Source organism: Pseudomonas sp. W4I3, from assembly GCF_030816195.1.
GTDB lineage: Bacteria > Pseudomonadota > Gammaproteobacteria > Pseudomonadales > Pseudomonadaceae > Aquipseudomonas.
This window is the reverse complement of the sequence record NZ_JAUSXS010000001.1, coordinates 4,255,695-4,272,860: the sequence shown is the minus strand read 5'-3', so window position 1 is coordinate 4,272,860 and position 17,166 is coordinate 4,255,695. Positions and strand designations below refer to the sequence as shown.

At 57.3% G+C, this 17,166-nt stretch carries 14 protein-coding genes and 1 pseudogene; 11 read left to right on the top strand and 4 right to left on the bottom strand.

Translation table 11 applies throughout. The annotated features are described in order from the left end of the window. Positions 1 to 237: 237 nt before the first annotated feature. The gene (locus tag QF045_RS19310) at positions 238 to 546 is read right to left on the bottom strand and encodes a DUF6124 family protein (protein ID WP_306493629.1); all 309 of its coding nucleotides are present in this window, start codon (positions 544 to 546) and stop codon (positions 238 to 240) included. A gap of 643 nt (positions 547 to 1,189) precedes the next feature. Between QF045_RS19310 and QF045_RS19305 the strand changes: the two genes are divergently transcribed. The 6 genes from QF045_RS19305 (at position 1,190) to QF045_RS19280 (ending at position 5,776) form a co-directional block, all read left to right on the top strand. Next, complete coding sequence (locus QF045_RS19305; RefSeq protein WP_306493628.1) at positions 1,190 to 1,399, top strand: hypothetical protein; 210 nt, start codon at positions 1,190 to 1,192, stop codon at positions 1,397 to 1,399. A 62-nt stretch (positions 1,400 to 1,461) separates the two neighbouring features. After that, on the top strand, positions 1,462 to 2,319 hold the full coding sequence (locus QF045_RS19300) for an McbB family protein (RefSeq protein ID WP_306493627.1): 858 nt from the start codon (positions 1,462 to 1,464) through the stop codon (positions 2,317 to 2,319). Next, positions 2,316 to 3,125, top strand: coding sequence for a SagB/ThcOx family dehydrogenase (locus QF045_RS19295; RefSeq protein WP_306493626.1), 810 nt, complete (start codon positions 2,316 to 2,318; stop codon positions 3,123 to 3,125). The genes QF045_RS19300 and QF045_RS19295 overlap by 4 nt, the downstream gene beginning before the upstream one ends. Continuing rightward, entirely contained in the window at positions 3,112 to 4,314 is a 1,203-nt protein-coding gene (locus tag QF045_RS19290; protein WP_306493625.1) for a YcaO-like family protein, read from the top strand. The genes QF045_RS19295 and QF045_RS19290 overlap by 14 nt, the downstream gene beginning before the upstream one ends. A gap of 8 nt (positions 4,315 to 4,322) precedes the next feature. Next, complete coding sequence (locus QF045_RS19285; protein WP_306493624.1) at positions 4,323 to 5,063, top strand: ABC transporter permease; 741 nt, start codon at positions 4,323 to 4,325, stop codon at positions 5,061 to 5,063. Further along, the gene (locus QF045_RS19280) at positions 5,063 to 5,776 is read left to right on the top strand and encodes an ATP-binding cassette domain-containing protein (RefSeq protein WP_306493623.1); all 714 of its coding nucleotides are present in this window, start codon (positions 5,063 to 5,065) and stop codon (positions 5,774 to 5,776) included. The genes QF045_RS19285 and QF045_RS19280 overlap by 1 nt, the downstream gene beginning before the upstream one ends. 50 nt (positions 5,777 to 5,826) lie before the next feature. Here the strand turns inward: QF045_RS19280 and QF045_RS19275 are convergent, their stop codons facing one another. From QF045_RS19275 to QF045_RS19265, 3 genes are all read right to left on the bottom strand, one after another. Beyond that, the gene (locus QF045_RS19275; RefSeq protein WP_306493622.1) at positions 5,827 to 7,344 is read right to left on the bottom strand and encodes a glycosyltransferase family 39 protein; all 1,518 of its coding nucleotides are present in this window, start codon (positions 7,342 to 7,344) and stop codon (positions 5,827 to 5,829) included. Between the two features lie 21 nt (positions 7,345 to 7,365). Further along, positions 7,366 to 9,021 carry a lipid IV(A) 4-amino-4-deoxy-L-arabinosyltransferase gene (gene arnT / locus QF045_RS19270; RefSeq protein WP_306493621.1) on the bottom strand — a complete coding sequence of 552 codons (1,656 nt, stop codon included), beginning with the start codon at positions 9,019 to 9,021 and terminating at the stop codon, positions 7,366 to 7,368. Positions 9,022 to 9,209: 188 nt separating this feature from the next. Continuing rightward, positions 9,210 to 9,887 carry a histidine phosphatase family protein gene (locus QF045_RS19265; protein ID WP_306494926.1) on the bottom strand — a complete coding sequence of 226 codons (678 nt, stop codon included), beginning with the start codon at positions 9,885 to 9,887 and terminating at the stop codon, positions 9,210 to 9,212. A 281-nt stretch (positions 9,888 to 10,168) separates the two neighbouring features. Between QF045_RS19265 and QF045_RS19260 the strand changes: the two genes are divergently transcribed. From QF045_RS19260 to QF045_RS19240, 5 genes and pseudogenes are all read left to right on the top strand, one after another. Further along, positions 10,169 to 10,837: an ABC transporter ATP-binding protein gene (locus QF045_RS19260; protein WP_306493620.1), complete on the top strand. Its 669-nt coding sequence runs from the start codon at positions 10,169 to 10,171 to the stop codon at positions 10,835 to 10,837. A 1-nt stretch (position 10,838) separates the two neighbouring features. Next, positions 10,839 to 13,301, top strand: a complete 2,463-nt coding sequence (locus tag QF045_RS19255; protein ID WP_306493619.1) for an FtsX-like permease family protein — start codon at positions 10,839 to 10,841, stop codon at positions 13,299 to 13,301. Then, positions 13,291 to 14,355, top strand: coding sequence for a lipocalin-like domain-containing protein (locus tag QF045_RS19250; protein WP_306493618.1), 1,065 nt, complete (start codon positions 13,291 to 13,293; stop codon positions 14,353 to 14,355). The genes QF045_RS19255 and QF045_RS19250 overlap by 11 nt, the downstream gene beginning before the upstream one ends. A 149-nt stretch (positions 14,356 to 14,504) precedes the next feature. Beyond that, positions 14,505 to 15,946 (top strand): annotated as a pseudogene (locus QF045_RS19245) (hypothetical protein). A 235-nt stretch (positions 15,947 to 16,181) separates the two neighbouring features. Next, the gene (locus QF045_RS19240) at positions 16,182 to 17,105 is read left to right on the top strand and encodes a substrate-binding domain-containing protein (RefSeq protein ID WP_306493617.1); all 924 of its coding nucleotides are present in this window, start codon (positions 16,182 to 16,184) and stop codon (positions 17,103 to 17,105) included. The last annotated feature ends 61 nt before the right edge of the window (positions 17,106 to 17,166 follow it).

Below are 17,166 nucleotides of genomic sequence, written 5' to 3'. Positions count from 1 at the left end.
TCTACACAACTTTCGCGCGGCCCTAAACCTGTGACGGCTCAGCAGCCGAAGCCTCTCGATCCAAATGTGGGAGGGGCGGTGCGACGGTTCGACTTGCCCCCGATGGCGGCCTGACAGCCAACCAGGACGCGGGATCGGCGCACGTCAGCTAAGAAGCAGCGCGCAGCACCCCCAGTCTTTTTAAACAAAGAATGGGGTCGCTCCGCGCCCCACGGGAGCAAGCTCCCTCGCCACATGTTATGAGGTTGTCTTCAACGGCCTCATGCACTCGATGGAGCGATCCACGGTGGTCTTGGCGATCTCCAGCAAATGCCACACCGCCAGAATCTTCGCCCGCTCCGGGCTGCTCAGCAGCTCCCCACAATCGAACGCCGTCGCTGAAGCGCTGTCGAGCAAGCTGGCGGTGTAGAGCAGGGCATCTTCGAAGCTCAGGTCTTCGTTGACGCTGTGGAAGCCTTGGGTGGGCAGATAATGGTCGATAGCACGGTTGAACGCGGCACGGTCTTTGGCGGGATCGAGGGGTGGGTCGGGGATGACTTTGTTCATGGTGTAACTCCTTGTGAGTATTGGAGCCGACGCCTCTCGCGACTAAACGAAGGTGGCGGCTGTACGCAGGTTAGTCGACCGGCCACAAGGAAATCCGGCGCGCCCGAAGGCGCCCTGCGCACAGCCACCATAAAACTCCATGTGACCATGCGCCTTGTGACATACCGAGCGACTAAACCCGATCACTGATGAGCAGTGACGGACCGCAGACTAGCCACCGATTCCAACCGGCACAAGGCGGCGGGGATTGTCTCGGAAACGTCCTGCAATTTAAAGGGATGTGGCTTGCTGGCCATTTGAAAATGTTTCAGTAGGTGAACGGCATCACCGCTTGTCGGATAATTTTCTTGATTTGTGAAATGACGCGGTCCGTCCTACACAACACGCGTATGTCGACATATTGATAGGGGCATTCCGTAAGCTGTTAATTTGAAAATAAACATCGCAGGTTTGATGCTGCCTGATCCGAGATTTGCTTTTTAAGCAATTACCAGTGTTCCGAATAAATTGAGAGAAGCGTCCTAATCTAAGGTGGTAAATTTCCTACATCAAAAATATTAAAATATTGCACGTTTACGTAGCTTGGCTAAATTGTCAGTGTCACTTGCGAAAGAGTGATCTCGGGTATGTAAGGAGAACCAAAATGAAAGATGAAGAGTTTGGGGAAGTGATTTTTGACTTTGATAGTGAGTATGGATTTAATCCATATGCTGGCAACGCAGGCGCATCAGGAAGTCAGGGTGGCTGCGGTGGCAGCGGAGGTTGTGGTGGCGGTGGAGGGTGTAGTGGAGGGAGCGGCGGCTCTGGTGGATGTCATAACTCGTTCATGGAACAGCCATTGGCGGAAGAATAATAAAACTTATCCACTCGACGGGGTTTTCTAATCGACGGTAGAAAGCCCCTGGGGGGCTCTCGATGAACATAACTGTACCTAATTACCAAATTTTGAATTTCGAAAAAGAAAGTCTGGTAATGTCTGAAATTGGTGTTTCCAAGGTGCATTCTCAGTCGTTATTAAAGGCCTTGAGAGCGATTCAATCAACCAGCTTGATAACAAAGGAAGAATTACAAGCCGTGCTCTCCGAAAACGGCTTAAATCCCGATAGCGCATTTGGCTTTCTGGAAAAAATTATACCGTTTAAAGAAGTTGAGGATCTTTATTTCGAAAAGATCATAGTCGTTCATTCGTGGGAGAATCATGAGCGTTATGAAACGCTATTCAGGCAAGAGCTGTCAGGTATTATAGAGTTTAAGGCGTTTTCAGATGACATAATAAAGGCAGTCGTTGGATTTAGGTGTTTCATTGTTTTGTTATGTCACAGTTACGACTACGAAAATCTTAAAAAACTTCATTTTGATTTGGCGAGCGCTTCACCCCATAGCGCTATCAGTGTTTGCTGGCCAATGGGCGGTTTTTTTTGTATAGGGCAGCCTTATATCGCAGAGGTTGGGAACCCTTGCCATTTTTGTACGGTTGACAGGCTGCTTAATAATGACTCCATGACGCCCGAAAAAAATAGCTGGGCCAGGGTGCTGGATTTTTGTAGAGCCAGGCATGTCTGTACGCCTTTTGACTCACTAAGCCTATTTCAAGAATTAATTATTGTAGGCAGTGTTGTCAGGAATATAAAATATTTTACTGAGAACGGCGCGTTGCGTAAGTATCATGATGAGGTGCTATCTGTCGCTTATGTGCGGTTAAGCGATGGCAAAGTCTTCCAAGAGTCAAGTTCGCATTGGTATATGTGTGACTGCTTGGGGAGGTCGGAATGAAGAACATACCTCACGATTATTACTTAAGGTTTGTAGACGCGGCAGTTTATGCTGCGGTAATCGATTTTCATTGCAAGGGAAACTTCACTTTTCATAAGGCGTTTCGACAATGTACTGGCCTTCATTCGTTAAGCGAAAGTCAGTTGGCGCAATTGTCAGGAAATGAGTTAGCACTTTATCCTGATATGGGTTTGACGATAGATATGAAGATATCTGAGCGAGACCGTGAAAAGTGGTTGTACCGGAATGAGTCATGTGAAAAATTTTCACCGGCCTTGTTAAAGTTTGAAGAGGTTGAGAAGTTAGTTTCTCCGCTCGTTTCTAGAACTGCCGAAACGCATAAGCGGGGATATCCGAGTGGGGGGGCGCTTTACCCCGTCGAGTTATTTATTTGTAAACTGACTGACGATATTGGTGAGTGGCCCGCGGCGGGGCACGTTTTGCATCTGCTTCCAAACTCCAGAAAGTTTGAAGTTATGCAAGACAAATCGACGATTGAAAACATTAAATCTGCTGTGTTGACTTCCGAGGCGATCGGTAGTCCGAGTTTGGCGATCGTTTATGTGGTTTATCTTCCAAAGAATCTATTCAAATACAGGTACCGTGGATATCGAATGGCGCTTATGGAGGTTGGTTCGATCTACATGCTTGTGGAAGTACAAGCCAAGCAGCTGGGATTAGCCTGCAGGCCTTGGTCAGCCTACACAGATACCATGCTTTGTAAGGGGCTGGGGCTTAACCCTGCACTGTTCCTGCCTATGTGCGTTCATTTAATAGGGAAAGGGGAGCAGCATGAAAATGTTTAATGCAATGCAGAGGCCCGACCTGCCTGGAACACTTTTATTTCAGCCGGCGGCTTTGCTTTCTTTGCCAAACTCTGTAGAAGTCTCAGACGCACAATCAGTCAATGGCTCTGGTGTTGGAGCAGGTTCTCAGTCAGTCAAAACCGCAGTAGGTGAATATTTTGAGCGTCGTCATTTTTACAGAGAAATTGTGTCAAGGAAGCGTGGTCTACTAGCGGAATCATTAACAGCGCCTGAGGTTAACAGCTTCACCCATGCGCTCGCTCAGACGGCGTCGACGCCTATGTCCGCTAAAGCGATTAAATATCATCGTTTCTCATTAATCAAAGTGATGAGGGCTTCGGATTTTTCGGAGTGCTTTATTCCTGCAATATGCGTTTCGCTTTCATACTCAGGGTTAGAGAAAGATAATTTTTTATATCCGCTAAGAGATACGTGCGGTTGCAGTTTCTATTGGCAACCGAATGCGGCTTTTTTAGGGTCTGTAAAAGAGTATCTTGAGAGGCAGTTTCTAGTAAGATTTTGGTTAACTAAACAATGTCGGTCGCGGGTCACCCACGCGACAATTACGGAGCTTTTAGCGGGGCGAAGGGTTCGGCATTTGTATTGTGCGCTTGTTGCGGTCGGTCAGGTTTCCGTACTCGATATATCCGATTTCCGATTTCCGGGTACTTGTTTTCTGGTCGTGTATGGCCAGAAAAATTCGGATCATCACGTGAGGTACTGCGCAGGCATGTCTTATGCCGCTGACATTTGCGATGCATTAGAAAAGTCCATACTCGAATTGTGGCAAACTTACCGATTTATGGACTTGTTTAAGGCAATTGAGTCCAAGGAAAATAAAGTTGAGGATGCGTATCTTCGATATTTTTTGAGCTGTAATATCTATGAGGCTTATAGGGAAGTCACTGAGGGTTTATTTTTCGTTGAGGTGTCTTCGGAAAAGTGTAAGGAAGAATTCTCTTTGTCCGGATTATTATCTATATTAAATAAACTGGGGGTTTCAGGGTATTTTTACTCGAACTGTTCCGCTGTTAATGGTGTGAGCTGCGTGTTTAGTAAATATGTGTCGCCAGATCTTTTTTTACATATGAATACTTCGAGGAATATAAATTTAAATAATAAATACTCTGAGGGCTTCGAATCTTCGATCTTACGCTCTCAACTGAAAAAAATGGTCCCCTTTCCTTGAGGTGATATATGCTTGTTTACCCTTTTTTAAAGCCTTTTCATCTAGCGGCGCTTTTCATTAAGGAACAACTCAAGGAGCCTATAGCACTTTTTTGGATAGTCGTGTCGCCTGTCGCCACGTTTTATTTAATTATGTACGCTAGGGCGCCTGAGGAGTTACCGACAGATTATTTATCTGTCACCTCGTGGTTTTACGCCTTCGTCTCGTCAAGCGTAGCGCTGTTTGGTTTGGCTTTTTACATAGTGGGTCGCAGGGAAAGCGGGTTTTTACGATCGTTTGTTTATACACGAAAAACAAAATTGACGTTTCTGGTAGGACAGTTTCTCGCGTATTCCTTTATGTCAGTGCTCTATTGCACCGTTTTTTACGGATTGACGCGTGGCTATTTTGGCGAAATGGGTTTTTCCGAATTGGTTGTTATAGTTGTGCGCTTTTACGTTTGCTTTCTGCTTTTTTCGATACCTTCGCTTTTGCTCACGCTGATTCCGGTTAGTTTTCAAAATGCGAGCACTTTGTTTTCCATACTGTCATTTTCAATGTTGGCACTGGGTATCGCCAGCATGAATTCAGTGGCACCTGTCATCGAGTGGATCAGCTTTTTTAATCCGATGTCTTGGGCCAATCGAATTATGGCGGTTGGTGTGGGTAAGGCATTGCCTGTGGTAGCGATGGTCGTTTTTTTAGTCGTGTGCACGGGCTTTATAACGTTCCGGTACTTACTGATTAACCCGGTTTGGAGTCGCTACTGATGAAACAGATGGTCGTGAACTCATTGGATATCAGCTACGCACAGCATGTGCTGTTCAAAAATGCCTCATTGAAAGTCGAGGCCGGTGCAATTTCGGGCCTGCTAGGGCCTAACGGTTCCGGAAAAACAACGCTTTTTGACGTGATTTGCGGCTTGAAAAAGATGGATGGCGGCGAAATGCATCATTCCTTTTCCAAACTGCTGTATCTCTCTCAAGTCATTGCAACCCCACCTGTATTCCGTATGTTCGATGTGTTCAAGATGATGATGCTTTTTTGCGCAGATGCGCCTGTGACGCAGCGGCATGCCTTGGAGAAGGTTGAAAAGTGGAGCCCTGGGATCGCCGACCGTTATTGCGAGATATGGAAGAAGAAATCATCCCTGTGCAGTTATGGGGAAAAGCGCTGGTTTTTTACACTGTCCTTACTCTGCGTCGGTGCTGATTTGGTGATTCTTGATGAGCCGACTGCCGGGGTCGATCCTGAGTTTCGGTATCACATCTGGCGGTGTCTTGAAGGGGCGGCGGCGGAAGGTGTCGCAGTGCTTGTGTCGTCGCATAACGTTGATGAGGTTGTCACTCACTGCGATGACTTTTACATGCTTAGCCAACGGCGCTTTAATCGCTTCACCGATGCGGCGGGCTTTATGCGCACGTATGAAGCCAGCAGTCTGGACGAGGCGTTTATTCATGCGGCCAGTATGACGAACGACTGAAAAGAGCCTTGGCTAGGTGGAGAAAAAATAAGGTTTTCATTCCTCACGTCTCAACGCCCAGCAGGAATAAACGCCACGCTCCCCCCCGAGCGCTTCTGAAACAACCGTTCCCCATTATCCGGTTGCGTCGTGACCACCTGATGATCAACCCCCAGAAACGCCAACGGCTCGGGATCTTCCTTGGAGTACTGCGCGACGATAATCGTGTGCTTTGGATCAAACCCCTGGCCGCTGGTTTTTTCCAGCCAGGCCATGAACGCGGCGCTGTCGCCCTGGCGCGGGTAGTCTTGGGTTTCGCTCACGTAGTAGAACGGTTTGCCGCCGTTCTGCAGGTACATCGGCAGCTTGTTGTCGACCTCCACCAGGATCAGCTGCCAATGGTTCCAGGGCGCGCTTTTCAGTGCCTGGGCTTGGACGTCCTCGGCGAAGCGGGTCACGCCGCCGTTGCGCGTGGTCCAGGGATAGATCACGCCCAGCACCACGGCCAGCAGGCCTGCGGTGATGCCGAAGCTTTTTTGCCAGCGCGGCCAACTGGCCGGTTGTTTGCGCAGGTGTTCGCTCAGCCACCAGGCGGCGAGTAATTGGGCGAAGGGCACCAGGGGCAATACGTAGTAACTGCGTCGGCTGCCGCTGGCGGTGAAGAATACGAACAACAGGCCCAGGCTCCACACCAGCCAGCGCACGTTGGGCGGCGCGCGGTGCCAGTGGCGCACCGCAAGCCATGCGCCGAGCATCCAGCACGGTGCCCAGGGCAGGGTGTAGACCGGCAGGTAGATCAGGTAGGTGTAGATCGGGCCCATATGGTCGAAGGGGTCGAAGAAGCGCACCACGTTCTCGCGAAACACCAGTTCCAGGCCGCTCTCGCCGTAGGTAGGCGCGCCGTAGAGGTGCGACAGTACGAAGGGGATGGCGTAGAACGCGCCGGCGATAACCAGCGCCAATACCAGCCGCAGGTTGAGGTGGCGTTTGTAGCGCTGATGGCTGAGCAGGTGCGGCAGCAGTGCCAGCCCCGGCAGCACAAAGCCGATCAAGCCCTTGAACAGCGACGTTGCCGCCAGCAGCAGGAAGAATACGCTGTAGCGCCCCAACCGGGTGTCGTCCGGCCCGCGCCAGTACCACCAGACCGCCGCCAGCACGCCGCACACCGTCAGCACGTCGGCCGTGGCCACGCGGGCCCAGAACAGGAAGTAGAAGGTGGTGGCGAGCATCCACCCGGCGATCAGCCCGGTGCCTTTGCGAAACAGCTGTTCGCCGATCAGGTACACCAGCCAAATGCTCAGCCAGGCCGCGATTACCGACGACAGGCGCAGTGACCACGGGCCAAGGCCGCCCATCAGGTTGGCGAAGCCGGTGATCAGCCAGTAGGACGGCAGGGGTTTGTCGTAATACGGTGTGCCTTTGAGGTAAGGATCGAAGTAGTCACCGCTTTGCAGCATCTGCAGGGCAATGTTCGCCCAGCGGGTTTCCGGCCCCCACAGCTCGCGACTGCCCAGGCCCAGCAGCAGGAGCAAGGCCGAGACACCGAGCAATAAGGCGAGGGCGCCGCGTTCGGTTTTCCAGAAGCGCATGGGCTGTTCCTGTAAAGGCGATCAAGGTTGTTGGGGGTAAATCATCAGTACCAGGCTGCCCTTGCGGTAGCGCTTGCCACCCGGGGGCAATTGGCCTTCCTCAAGATGTTCGCTGGTGCTCATGACGCGCAGCAGCACGCCGACTGAACCGTGTTGGCGAGCCTCGGCCAACCAGGGCTGCACGCTGTCCAGCGTGACCCTGCGCTGCTGCGTATCCGGGTAATCCAGGCCGTAGCGCAGCTCGCCCGCGGTGTTGTAGAACGCTACCTGCGGCCGGCGCAGGCGCCATGACAGGGCCGACGCCGCGCCCAGGTCGTTGCTCAGCAAAGCATGCGTGTGTTGCAGTTCATCCAGATGCTCAAGCACGAACTGGTCGGGCATTTCGTTCGCCGCGATGATCTGCGGCATGCCCGCCGGCAGCAGCGCCACCAGCAGGCCGATCCCCAGCGCTGGCATCGCCCATAGCGTCAGCGGACGCATCGCTTGCAGCAGGTTGGTCAGGATCCAGCCGAGCAGCACGATAAAGGTCAGGGACAGGCTGAACATCTCGGCGTGGCTGTTGCTGTAGACCGGGTTGGCGATCTGCAGGTAAATCAGCGTCACCATGGCCGCCATGCCGAGGACGAAGTTCAGCGCGCCGTTGATGAAGATTGCACGGGGCTTGTGCCGGTTGAGCAGGTCAATCAAGGCATGGCCCATCAGCAGCGCCAGCGGTAACAGGCACGGCATGATGTAGGTCGGCAGTTTGCCGCTGCTCAGGCTGAAAAAGCCCAGGGGCAGCAACAGCCACAGGCCGAGAAAGGCGATAGCGGGCTGGCGTCGGTCTTTCCAGGCCTTGAACAGGGTGTTGGGCAGCAGGGCCGCCCAGGGCAGGCACGCCACCACCATGATCGGCAGGAAAAACCAGAACGGCCGCGCATGCTGCGCATTGTCCGAGGCGAAGCGGCGGATGTGTTCATGCCAGAAGAAGAAGCGCCAGTAATCGGGCTCCTGCAGATGGATCGCCAGCGCCCATGGCAAGCAGACCAGCACCGCGACCAGGATCGCCAATGGGCCGTAACGCAGCAACTCGCCGACACGCCGCTGCCAGATCAGATAGGGCACGGCGATCAGCACCGGCAGCAGCCACGCCAGAAAGCCCTTGGTCAAAAAGCCCATGCCGCACGCCAGCCCCAACAGCGCCCAGGCACCCAGACGTGCGCGGGGCGTGGCGCTGTCGAGCGCAAACCAGAGGGCGACCAGGCTCAGGTTGACCCAGAACGTGAATTGCGGATCGAGGTTGGAATACCCCGCTTGCCCGGCCACCAAGCCAAAGCTTGCGTAGAGCAACGCGCAGGCGAAGCTTTTACGCGGCTCGCTCCATAGGCGCCGTGCAATCAAGTATGCCAATAGCACACTCAGCGCCGTGGTCAGGACGGAGGCGATGCGCACGCCGAACAGGTTCTGGCCAAACACGGCCTGGCCCAGGGCAATCAGCCAATAACCGGCGGCCGGTTTTTCAAAATAACGCACTCCCATGAAGTGCGGCGCCACCCAGTTGCCGCTCATCAGCATTTGCTGGCTGACCTGGGCGTAGCGGGTTTCATCTGGCGTCCACAACCCGTGCAAGCCCAACGGCAGCACAAGGAAAACGATCAGGCCAAGCAATAGCACGGGCACGGGCTTCAATAGGTTCATGACACTATCGCTCCAAGACCTTGAGTCGCGGATGCGAAGTTTGAATAGTTAACGGCGTCAAGCATTAAGGGCATCACTAATTCTGGGGTGGAGTTAGGGCGTCCTGAACTAACAGGCGCACTTAAAATGCCAGACGCAGGCTGTCATCTTGCTGAACGCACTATTCACCAATATGTAAAAAAGTGTATTTAAAGTTGCTTCAGTGCGGCCGCCCAGTCCTCGCTTTTCATAGTGCCCATGGCTTTGAATGTGCCGTTGGGCAATACCTGCACGAAGAGTGCGCTGCCGTACTCGGCGGCCTGGGCATGGGGGTAGCCGAGTGCCTCCTGCAAGTCGTTCATGCAAGCGCTGTGGGTGATCAGCATCAGGTTGCGATCGGCGTGTTTATGGCTGAGGATTTCCTCATCCATGGCATCTCCGCAGATGGCGAGCGGACCAGGGGAAAGCTCGGTCTTGCCGAACATGAACAGCGACGTCTGTGCGGTGCGCGTGGTGGGGCTGCTGAGCACGTCAGTGCGTTCCATGCCCAGTGTTTCAAAGGCTAACCCCAGATCTGCCGCGCGTTGAGTGCCATTGATCGTCAGGCCGTCGGCCGGACCAAAGCAGGGATTGTCCGAGCGATCGCACCGCTCCTCATGACGCACCAGCACCACCAGGTCGCCGTTGCGCCAGCTGGCCAGCACGCCAGAGGTGACCAGGCGATTGCCGATGCCCAAGTCTTCAGGTGACCGTGGCCAGAATAAAAAAGCGGTCACCAGCAATGCGAATACGATGATGGTTGCCACCGGCACGCGGTATTTTCTAAGGCGCTTTAACCTGGCCCGCTGGGGTTTGGTCAGGGTAATGTCTGCCACGCTGTTCACCATCGGCACGAGTGATTGTTTTGTTGTTAAAAGACGCACGCAACTAATTGCGGCAACTGCCCTTAATAGCGCAGAAGCCTGTCATACGGCTGCTGTCTTTTAGCTGAACATATGAATATTAAGAAACATCGCGTGGGCCAACTTAAAAGTGTCCGGTTAATGGTGCCTCGGCGCAGAATTTAAAGTGTCTGGGGTGGGCAAGCGGTGAAATCAATGTGAAAAAATTGCGTAGGAGCGCCGCGCAGCCGTTATTCTCGTTTGCAGTCCTTAACCCGAGCGTTCGTATGTTGCAGGTAGAAGGTGTTGTTAAAAACTACGCGACCCCCCAAGGTCCGCTGGCCGTTCTGGCAGGCGTCGACCTGCACCTGGGGGCGCGCAGCAGCCTGGCGCTGATGGGCGAGTCGGGCAGTGGCAAAAGCACGTTGCTGCACCTGGTGGCCGGGCTGGACCGCGTGGACGGCGGCAGCATTCTGATCGGCGGCCAGCGCCTCGATCGCCTCAACGAAGGGCAACTGGCCCACTGGCGACGCACCGAAATTGGCTTGGTGTTCCAGCAGTTCAACCTGATCGGCAGCTTGCGGGTCGAGGACAACCTGGCGTTCCAGGCGCGCCTGGCCGGGCGTTTCGATCCGCAGTGGCAGGCACAGCTGGTGGAGCGCCTGGGGCTGGGCGACTTGCTCAAGCGTTACCCGGAGCAGTTGTCCGGCGGCCAGCAGCAGCGAGTGGCGGTGGGGCGCGCACTGGCGTCCCGCCCCGGTTTGCTGTTGGCCGATGAGCCCACCGGCAACCTCGACGAAACCACCAGCGACGAGGTGCTGCAGCTGCTGCTCGACCTGCTGCGCGACAGCCCCACCAGCCTGTTGATGGTCACTCACAGCCCACGTCTCGCCGCGCGCCTGGATCAGCAAGTGGTGCTGCACCACGGCCGTGTCGTGCCGATGGAGCCGCGCTGAGATGGCGGTGTTCTATTGGGCGCTGCGGGCGCTGTTGAGCCATTGGCGGCGCCACCCGGTGCAGTTTTTCAGCGTGCTGACCGGCCTCTGGTTGGCCACCGCGCTGCTGATTGGCGTGCAGGCGCTGAACAGCCAGGCGCGCGACGGCTACGCGCGTGCCAGCCAGTTGATCGGCGGCGAACCTCAAGCCAGCTTGAGTGCGCCGGACGGTGCCGGATTCCCCCAGGCGTGGTTCGCCGAACTGCGTCGCGCCGGGTGGCCGGTGTCGCCGGTGGTGCAGGGCCGCATAGTGCTCAAGGGGCATGAACAACAGCGCCTGCAGTTGATGGGCATTGAACCGGTGTCGTTACCCGGCAGCGGCAGCGTGGCGGGACAACGCTTGAGCCAGGCCCAGATGCTGGCGTTCTTCGAGGCGCCGGGGCGCACCTGGATTGCCGCGCAAACCTTGCAGGCGCTTGGCTTGCACGCCGGCGAACAACCGCTGACCGCTGACGGGCAACGCCTGCCGCCGTTGCAGGTTCAGCCGGACATGGCCCCCGGCCTGCTGCTCACCGATATCGGCTTTGCCCAACCCCTGCTCAACCTGCAGGGACGACTGTCGCGCCTGCTGCTGGACAACCGCTTCGCCGCCCGCCATCCCACGCCACCTGCCGGGCTGCAACTCAAGCAGGGCGACGACAACAACCTGTCGCGCCTCACCGAAAGCTTTCACCTGAACCTCGACGCGCTGGGCTTTTTGTCCTTCGTGGTAGGGCTGTTTATCGTGCACGCGGCCATCGGCCTGGCACTGGAGCAACGCCGGGGCCTGTTGCGCACCTTGCGCGCCTGCGGGGTCAGCGCACGCATGCTGATCCTCAGCCTGGGGGTGGAGCTGGGCTTTTTGGCGTTGCTCGGCGGCGTGCTCGGTGTGGCCAGCGGTTACCTGCTCGCCGGGCTGTTGCTGCCCGACGTCGCTGCCAGCTTGCGCGGGCTTTACGGCGCCGAAGTCGCCGGCCAACTGAGCTTGAGCCCGTGGTGGTGGCTTGCAGGCCTGGGCTTGAGCCTGCTCGGTGCGTTGCTCGCCGGGGCCAGCAGCCTGTGGCGTGCGGCCCGCCTGCCGTTGCTGGCATTGGCCAACGCCCAGGCCTGGCACGAGGCCCACGGCCGTTGGTTGCGGCGCCAGGGTTGGGTAGCGGCTGCGGCCCTGCTCATCGCCTTGGTGGCGCTGGGCTGGGGCAATAGTCTGGCGGCCGGGTTTGTGCTGATGGCGGCGTTGCTGCTGGGCGCCGCTCTCGGTTTGCCGGTACTGCTCAATGCGCTGCTAAAGGGCGTGCTGGGGCGCAGCCGTTCGGTGCTGGGCCAGTGGTTTCTCGCCGACTGTCGCCAGCAACTGCCGGCCCTGAGCCTGGCACTGATGGCGCTGCTGCTGGCCCTGGCGGCGAACATCGGCGCGGGCTCCATGACCTCGGGTTTTCGCAGCACGTTCAATCACTGGCTGGAGCAGCGCCTTACCGCCGAGCTGTACCTCAACCCGCAAAATCCGGCCCAGGCCGAGCAACTGCAGGCCTGGCTGGCGCACCAACCGCGGGTGAAGGCAGTGCTGCCCAGCTGGCAGGTCGCGGTGCAGTTGCAAGGCTGGCCGGCGGAGGTGTTCGGCGTGGTCGACGACCCCACCTATCGCCAGCACTGGCCGTTGCTGGAGGCGGCGAGCGCGCCCTGGGATCGCCTGCTGCAGGACGACAGCGTGATGCTCAGCGAGCAATTGGCGCGGCGCCTGAACGTGCGCCTGGGCGACACGGTTCAAGTCCCCACGCCCCAGGGCTTGTGGGCACCCAAGATCGTCGGGATCTACGCCGATTACGGTAACCCCAAGGGCCATTTGCTGGTCAACGTCAAACACCTGTTGACGCATTGGCCGACGCTGTCGCCGGTGCGCTTCAACCTGCGCGTGGCGCCCCAGGATGTGCCACCGCTGATCGCCCAAGTGCAGGGTGAATTTGCCCTGGAAGACAGCCGCATCGTCGACCAACAACAGCTCAAGGGTTGGTCCAGCCAGGTATTTGAACGCACCTTCGCCGCCACCGGCGCGCTGAACAGCCTGACCCTGGGCGTGGCGGGGGTGGCGCTGTTCATCAGCCTGTTGACCCAGAGCCAGAGCCGCCTGGGTCAATTGGCACCGCTGTGGGCGCTGGGAGTGACGCGCCGTCAGCTGATGCTGCTCAACCTGGGCCAGACCTGGCTGCTGGCGGTACTCACCCTGGTGCTGGCGTTGCCATTGGGTCTGCTGCTGGCGTGGTGCCTGGATGCGGTGATCAACGTGCAAGCCTTTGGCTGGCGCCTGCCGTTGCAGGTGTTCCCGTGGCAACTGGCGCAGTTGATGGGGCTGGCGATGCTTGCCACGTTGCTCGCCTCGGCCTGGCCATTGTGGCAACTGTATCGAAGCCGCCCGGCGGACTTGTTGAGGACGTTTGCCCATGAAGATTAAAGCGTTGGGGTGGGCGGTTTTGCTGCTGCTGGGCGCGTGCGACCAGGCACCGGCCCCCGAAGAAGGTTTCGCCGGCCTGGGCAGTGATGCGGCGGACTTTGTACAGGTGGTGCCCGGCAAAGTCTTCAACTTCCCTGAAGACCACGGCCCGCATCCGGGCTTTCGCATCGAATGGTGGTACGTCACCGCCAACCTCAAGGACGCCCAAGGCAATGCCTTCGGCGTGCAATGGACCTTGTTCCGCAATGCCGTGAACGCAGGGCCGGCGCAACCGGGCTGGCGCGACTCGACCATTTGGCTCGGGCATGCTGCTGTCACCTCCGCCACCCGGCACTACGCCGCCGAGCGCTTCGCCCGTGGCGGCGTCGGCCAGGCCGGGGCGCAGGCGCAGCCCTTTGACGCGTGGATCGACAACTGGAACTTCGCCACCCGCCCTGGCGCCGCCAGCCCGTTGGCCGACATGCAACTCAAGGCCAGCGGCGCGCAGTTCGCCTACGACCTGCAATTGACCTCCAGCCGCCCGCTGGTGCTGCAGGGCGATAACGGCTACAGCCGCAAATCCGACCAGGGCCAGGCGTCCTACTACTACAGCCAGCCGTTTTTCACCGCCAGCGGCAGCCTCAGCATCGACGGCCAGACCTACCAGGTCAGCGGCCCCGCCTGGCTGGACCGTGAGTGGAGCAGCCAGCCACTGGCCGCGAGCCAGACCGGCTGGGATTGGTTCTCCCTGCACCTGGACCGAGGCGAACACCTGATGCTGTTTCGCGTGCGGCAGAAGGACGGTGGCGGCTACCTCACCGGCACCTGGATCGATGCGCAAGGCCATACCGAGACCTTGCACAACGCCGATATCCAACTCGCGCCGCTGGCCAACACCCAGATCGAAGGGCGCAGTATTCCCACACGCTGGTCGCTGAAAATCCCCGGCAAACACTTGGACATCACCACCGAAGCCGTCAATCCAAAGGCTTGGATGAACCTGGGAATTCCCTACTGGGAAGGGCCGGTGAAGTTTGACGGTGGGGTGGGGTATTTGGAGATGACGGGGTATTAGGGGCTTTTCATGGACGCCTTTGGATTAGATCAGAAAAATTTTCAGAAAATACTGTACATATAAACAGTATCGTCCTACATTCCATCCCAGGTGACCGGATGTCACCGGTTACCTGAGCTTCAATTTTTTAACTATGGATGGATAAAAAAATGAAATCGAAAAAAGCCCTTATGCTAGGTGCGGCCATGATGGCCTCCTGCTTCGTTTCGGCCTTCTCCCTCGCTGATCAAGCGCCTCGCACACTCAGTGCCGCAGCGGCAAAACAGGCCGCGGAAAAAGCGCTCAAATCCGGTGGCAAGCTGGACGCGGCGAAGGTTTCGTCCGCGCTCAAGCACAAACTCCTGGCGGCCAAGAGCGGTCAATCCAAGGCCGTGACCCAAGCCATCAAGTCCGCGCCGTTCGACAGCGTGGTCAGCGAGCTGAAAAAACCGGCGCAGGGCGCTTCGAAAAGCGCGGCCGCTGCGGCGTTTGAACCGCTGTTTCCTACCCTGGATATCAACACGCTCTACACCATCGATGCGGTGCAGACCGGCAACGAGTTCGCCTACCATTTCAACCTGCCGCAAAGTGCGCGGGTGCAGGTGCAACTGGTCAACCAGAGCGCAGGGGCGGATATGTCGCTGACCCTGTTTCAGGATGACGGCCAGGGCAACCTGAGTGTGGTGGGGTCTTCCGATGCCGCAGGCAATGCTGACGAATACCTCAACGGTGTACTGCCGGCCGGCGACTATTACTGGTACATGGTGGCCAAGGTCGCCGACAACGCGCAGTTCAGTTTTGGCGTGGCGGTAGACAGCAACATCGATGCGTTCGAGCCCAACGACAGCGCGCAAACAGCGTTCGTATTGCCGGACTCGATGAACAAGGTCAGCGGTAACCTCGACAGCGCCGATGATGTCGATTACTTCGACTTCAAGGCGGTGCGTGGTCAAAGCGTGAGTCTGTACCTGGCGGGCGACGAGAACGGCAGCCGTGACCAGTGGATCTTCGACCGCTTCGATGGTGCCAATTGGCTCACCGTGCCGGCGGGTTCCACCTCGACTTACCCGAGCGTCGCGCCGGGCACCACGGTGAAGGTGCGTGTACGGGCCAACCCCGCAGTGGCTCAGGACCCGAGCAAGTACTACCAGTTGAGCCTGGGGTCCACGCCGATCCTGAAGACGTTTGATGTGAAGGGTGACAACGTCGTACGGGTGCCGGTCAGCGAGGCTCCGCTGGCCACCCAGACCGCACGGCAGTTGAACTGGTCCACCCAGTGGTCTGACTCCACCGGCGCGCCGCTGCTGGGCGTCACCCCGGTGTTGCGTGTGGACAATCACTTCGTTGACTTGAACTTCCACTGGGTCGACTACCAGGCGACTACCAACAGCGCCGGTGCGTCTGCGGCCACGGCCAATATCGGCACCTGCTTCGGTGATTACACCACGGTGATCACGACAGCAGCACCGGTGTGCCGTACAGGTGGAGAACCACCTACAACGAGGGTGGCTGGCGCATCGATCTGGCCGAGTTCCCCGGCGTGGGCGTCGGCGGTGACAACAAGCAATACGTCAGCCTGGGGCATATCTGCACCCAGACCATCATCCCTTGACGGCGTGATGTGAAACAGAAGGGGCAGCCTGCAGAGGCTGCTCCTTTTTTTTGCGGCGCACTCATGATTCGCAGGCAGCACGCTACAAATGTGGGAGGGGGCTTGCCCCCTCCCACATTTTTGACCGCGACCGACCAGTGGAGGCTTGCGCAGGTCCAATTTACTTGCTAGCTTCTGACAAAATGTTAACGATAACATTTGCTCTAAAAATAAAAACAAAACAGAGACCCACGCCATGAAAATGCTTCCGAAAACCCTGTGTTTATTGGCTGCCAGCATCACCCTGGGCAGTGCTTCTCCGGTGTTTGCCGACGCCGCCAAACCGATCCGCATCGGCGCCTCGTTCCAGGAAATCAACAACCCCTATTTCGTCACCATGAAAAACGCCCTGGAAGAAGCTGGCGCGAGCATCGGTGCGAAACTGATCATCACCGACGCCCGCCATGACGTGTCCAAGCAAGTCAGCGACGTTGAAGACATGCTGCAAAAAGGCATCGACATTCTGCTGATCAACCCGACCGATTCGGTCGGTGTGCAATCGGCGGTCAAGTCCGCCCATGCCGCCGGGGTGGTCGTGGTGGCGGTGGACGCCCAGGCCGATGGCCCGCTGGATTCCTTCGTCGGCTCGAAAAACTACGACGCCGGTTTCCAGGCCTGCGAATACCTGGCCAAAAACATCGGCGACAAAGGCAACATCGCGATCCTCGACGGCATCGCCGTGGTGCCGATCCTGGAGCGCGTGCGCGGCTGCAAGGAGGCGGTGGCCAAGCACCCGGACATCAAGATTGTCAGCATCCAGAACGGCAAGCAGGAACGTGACCAGGCGCTGACCGTCACCGAAAACATGTTGCAGGCCCAGCCCACCCTCAAGGGCATTTTCAGCGTGAACGACAACGGCTCCCTGGGTGCGCTGTCGGCCATCGAAGCCAGCGGCCTGGACGTGAAGCTGGTCAGTGTCGACGGTGCGCCGGAAGCGATCAAGGCGATCCAGAAACCCGGCAGCAAGTTCATCGCCACCTCCGCTCAATACCCCCGCGACCAGGTCCGCCTGGCTCTTGGCATCGCCCTGGCCAAGCACTGGGGCTCGCAAGTGCCCGCCACGCTGCCGGTGGACATCACCTTGATCGACCAGGCCAAGGCCAAGGACTTCAGCTGGTAAATCGCCTGCGCCCCACGCTTGCCGTGGGGCTCGGGTTGTCCTTCTGAGTGTGAGGTCGGCG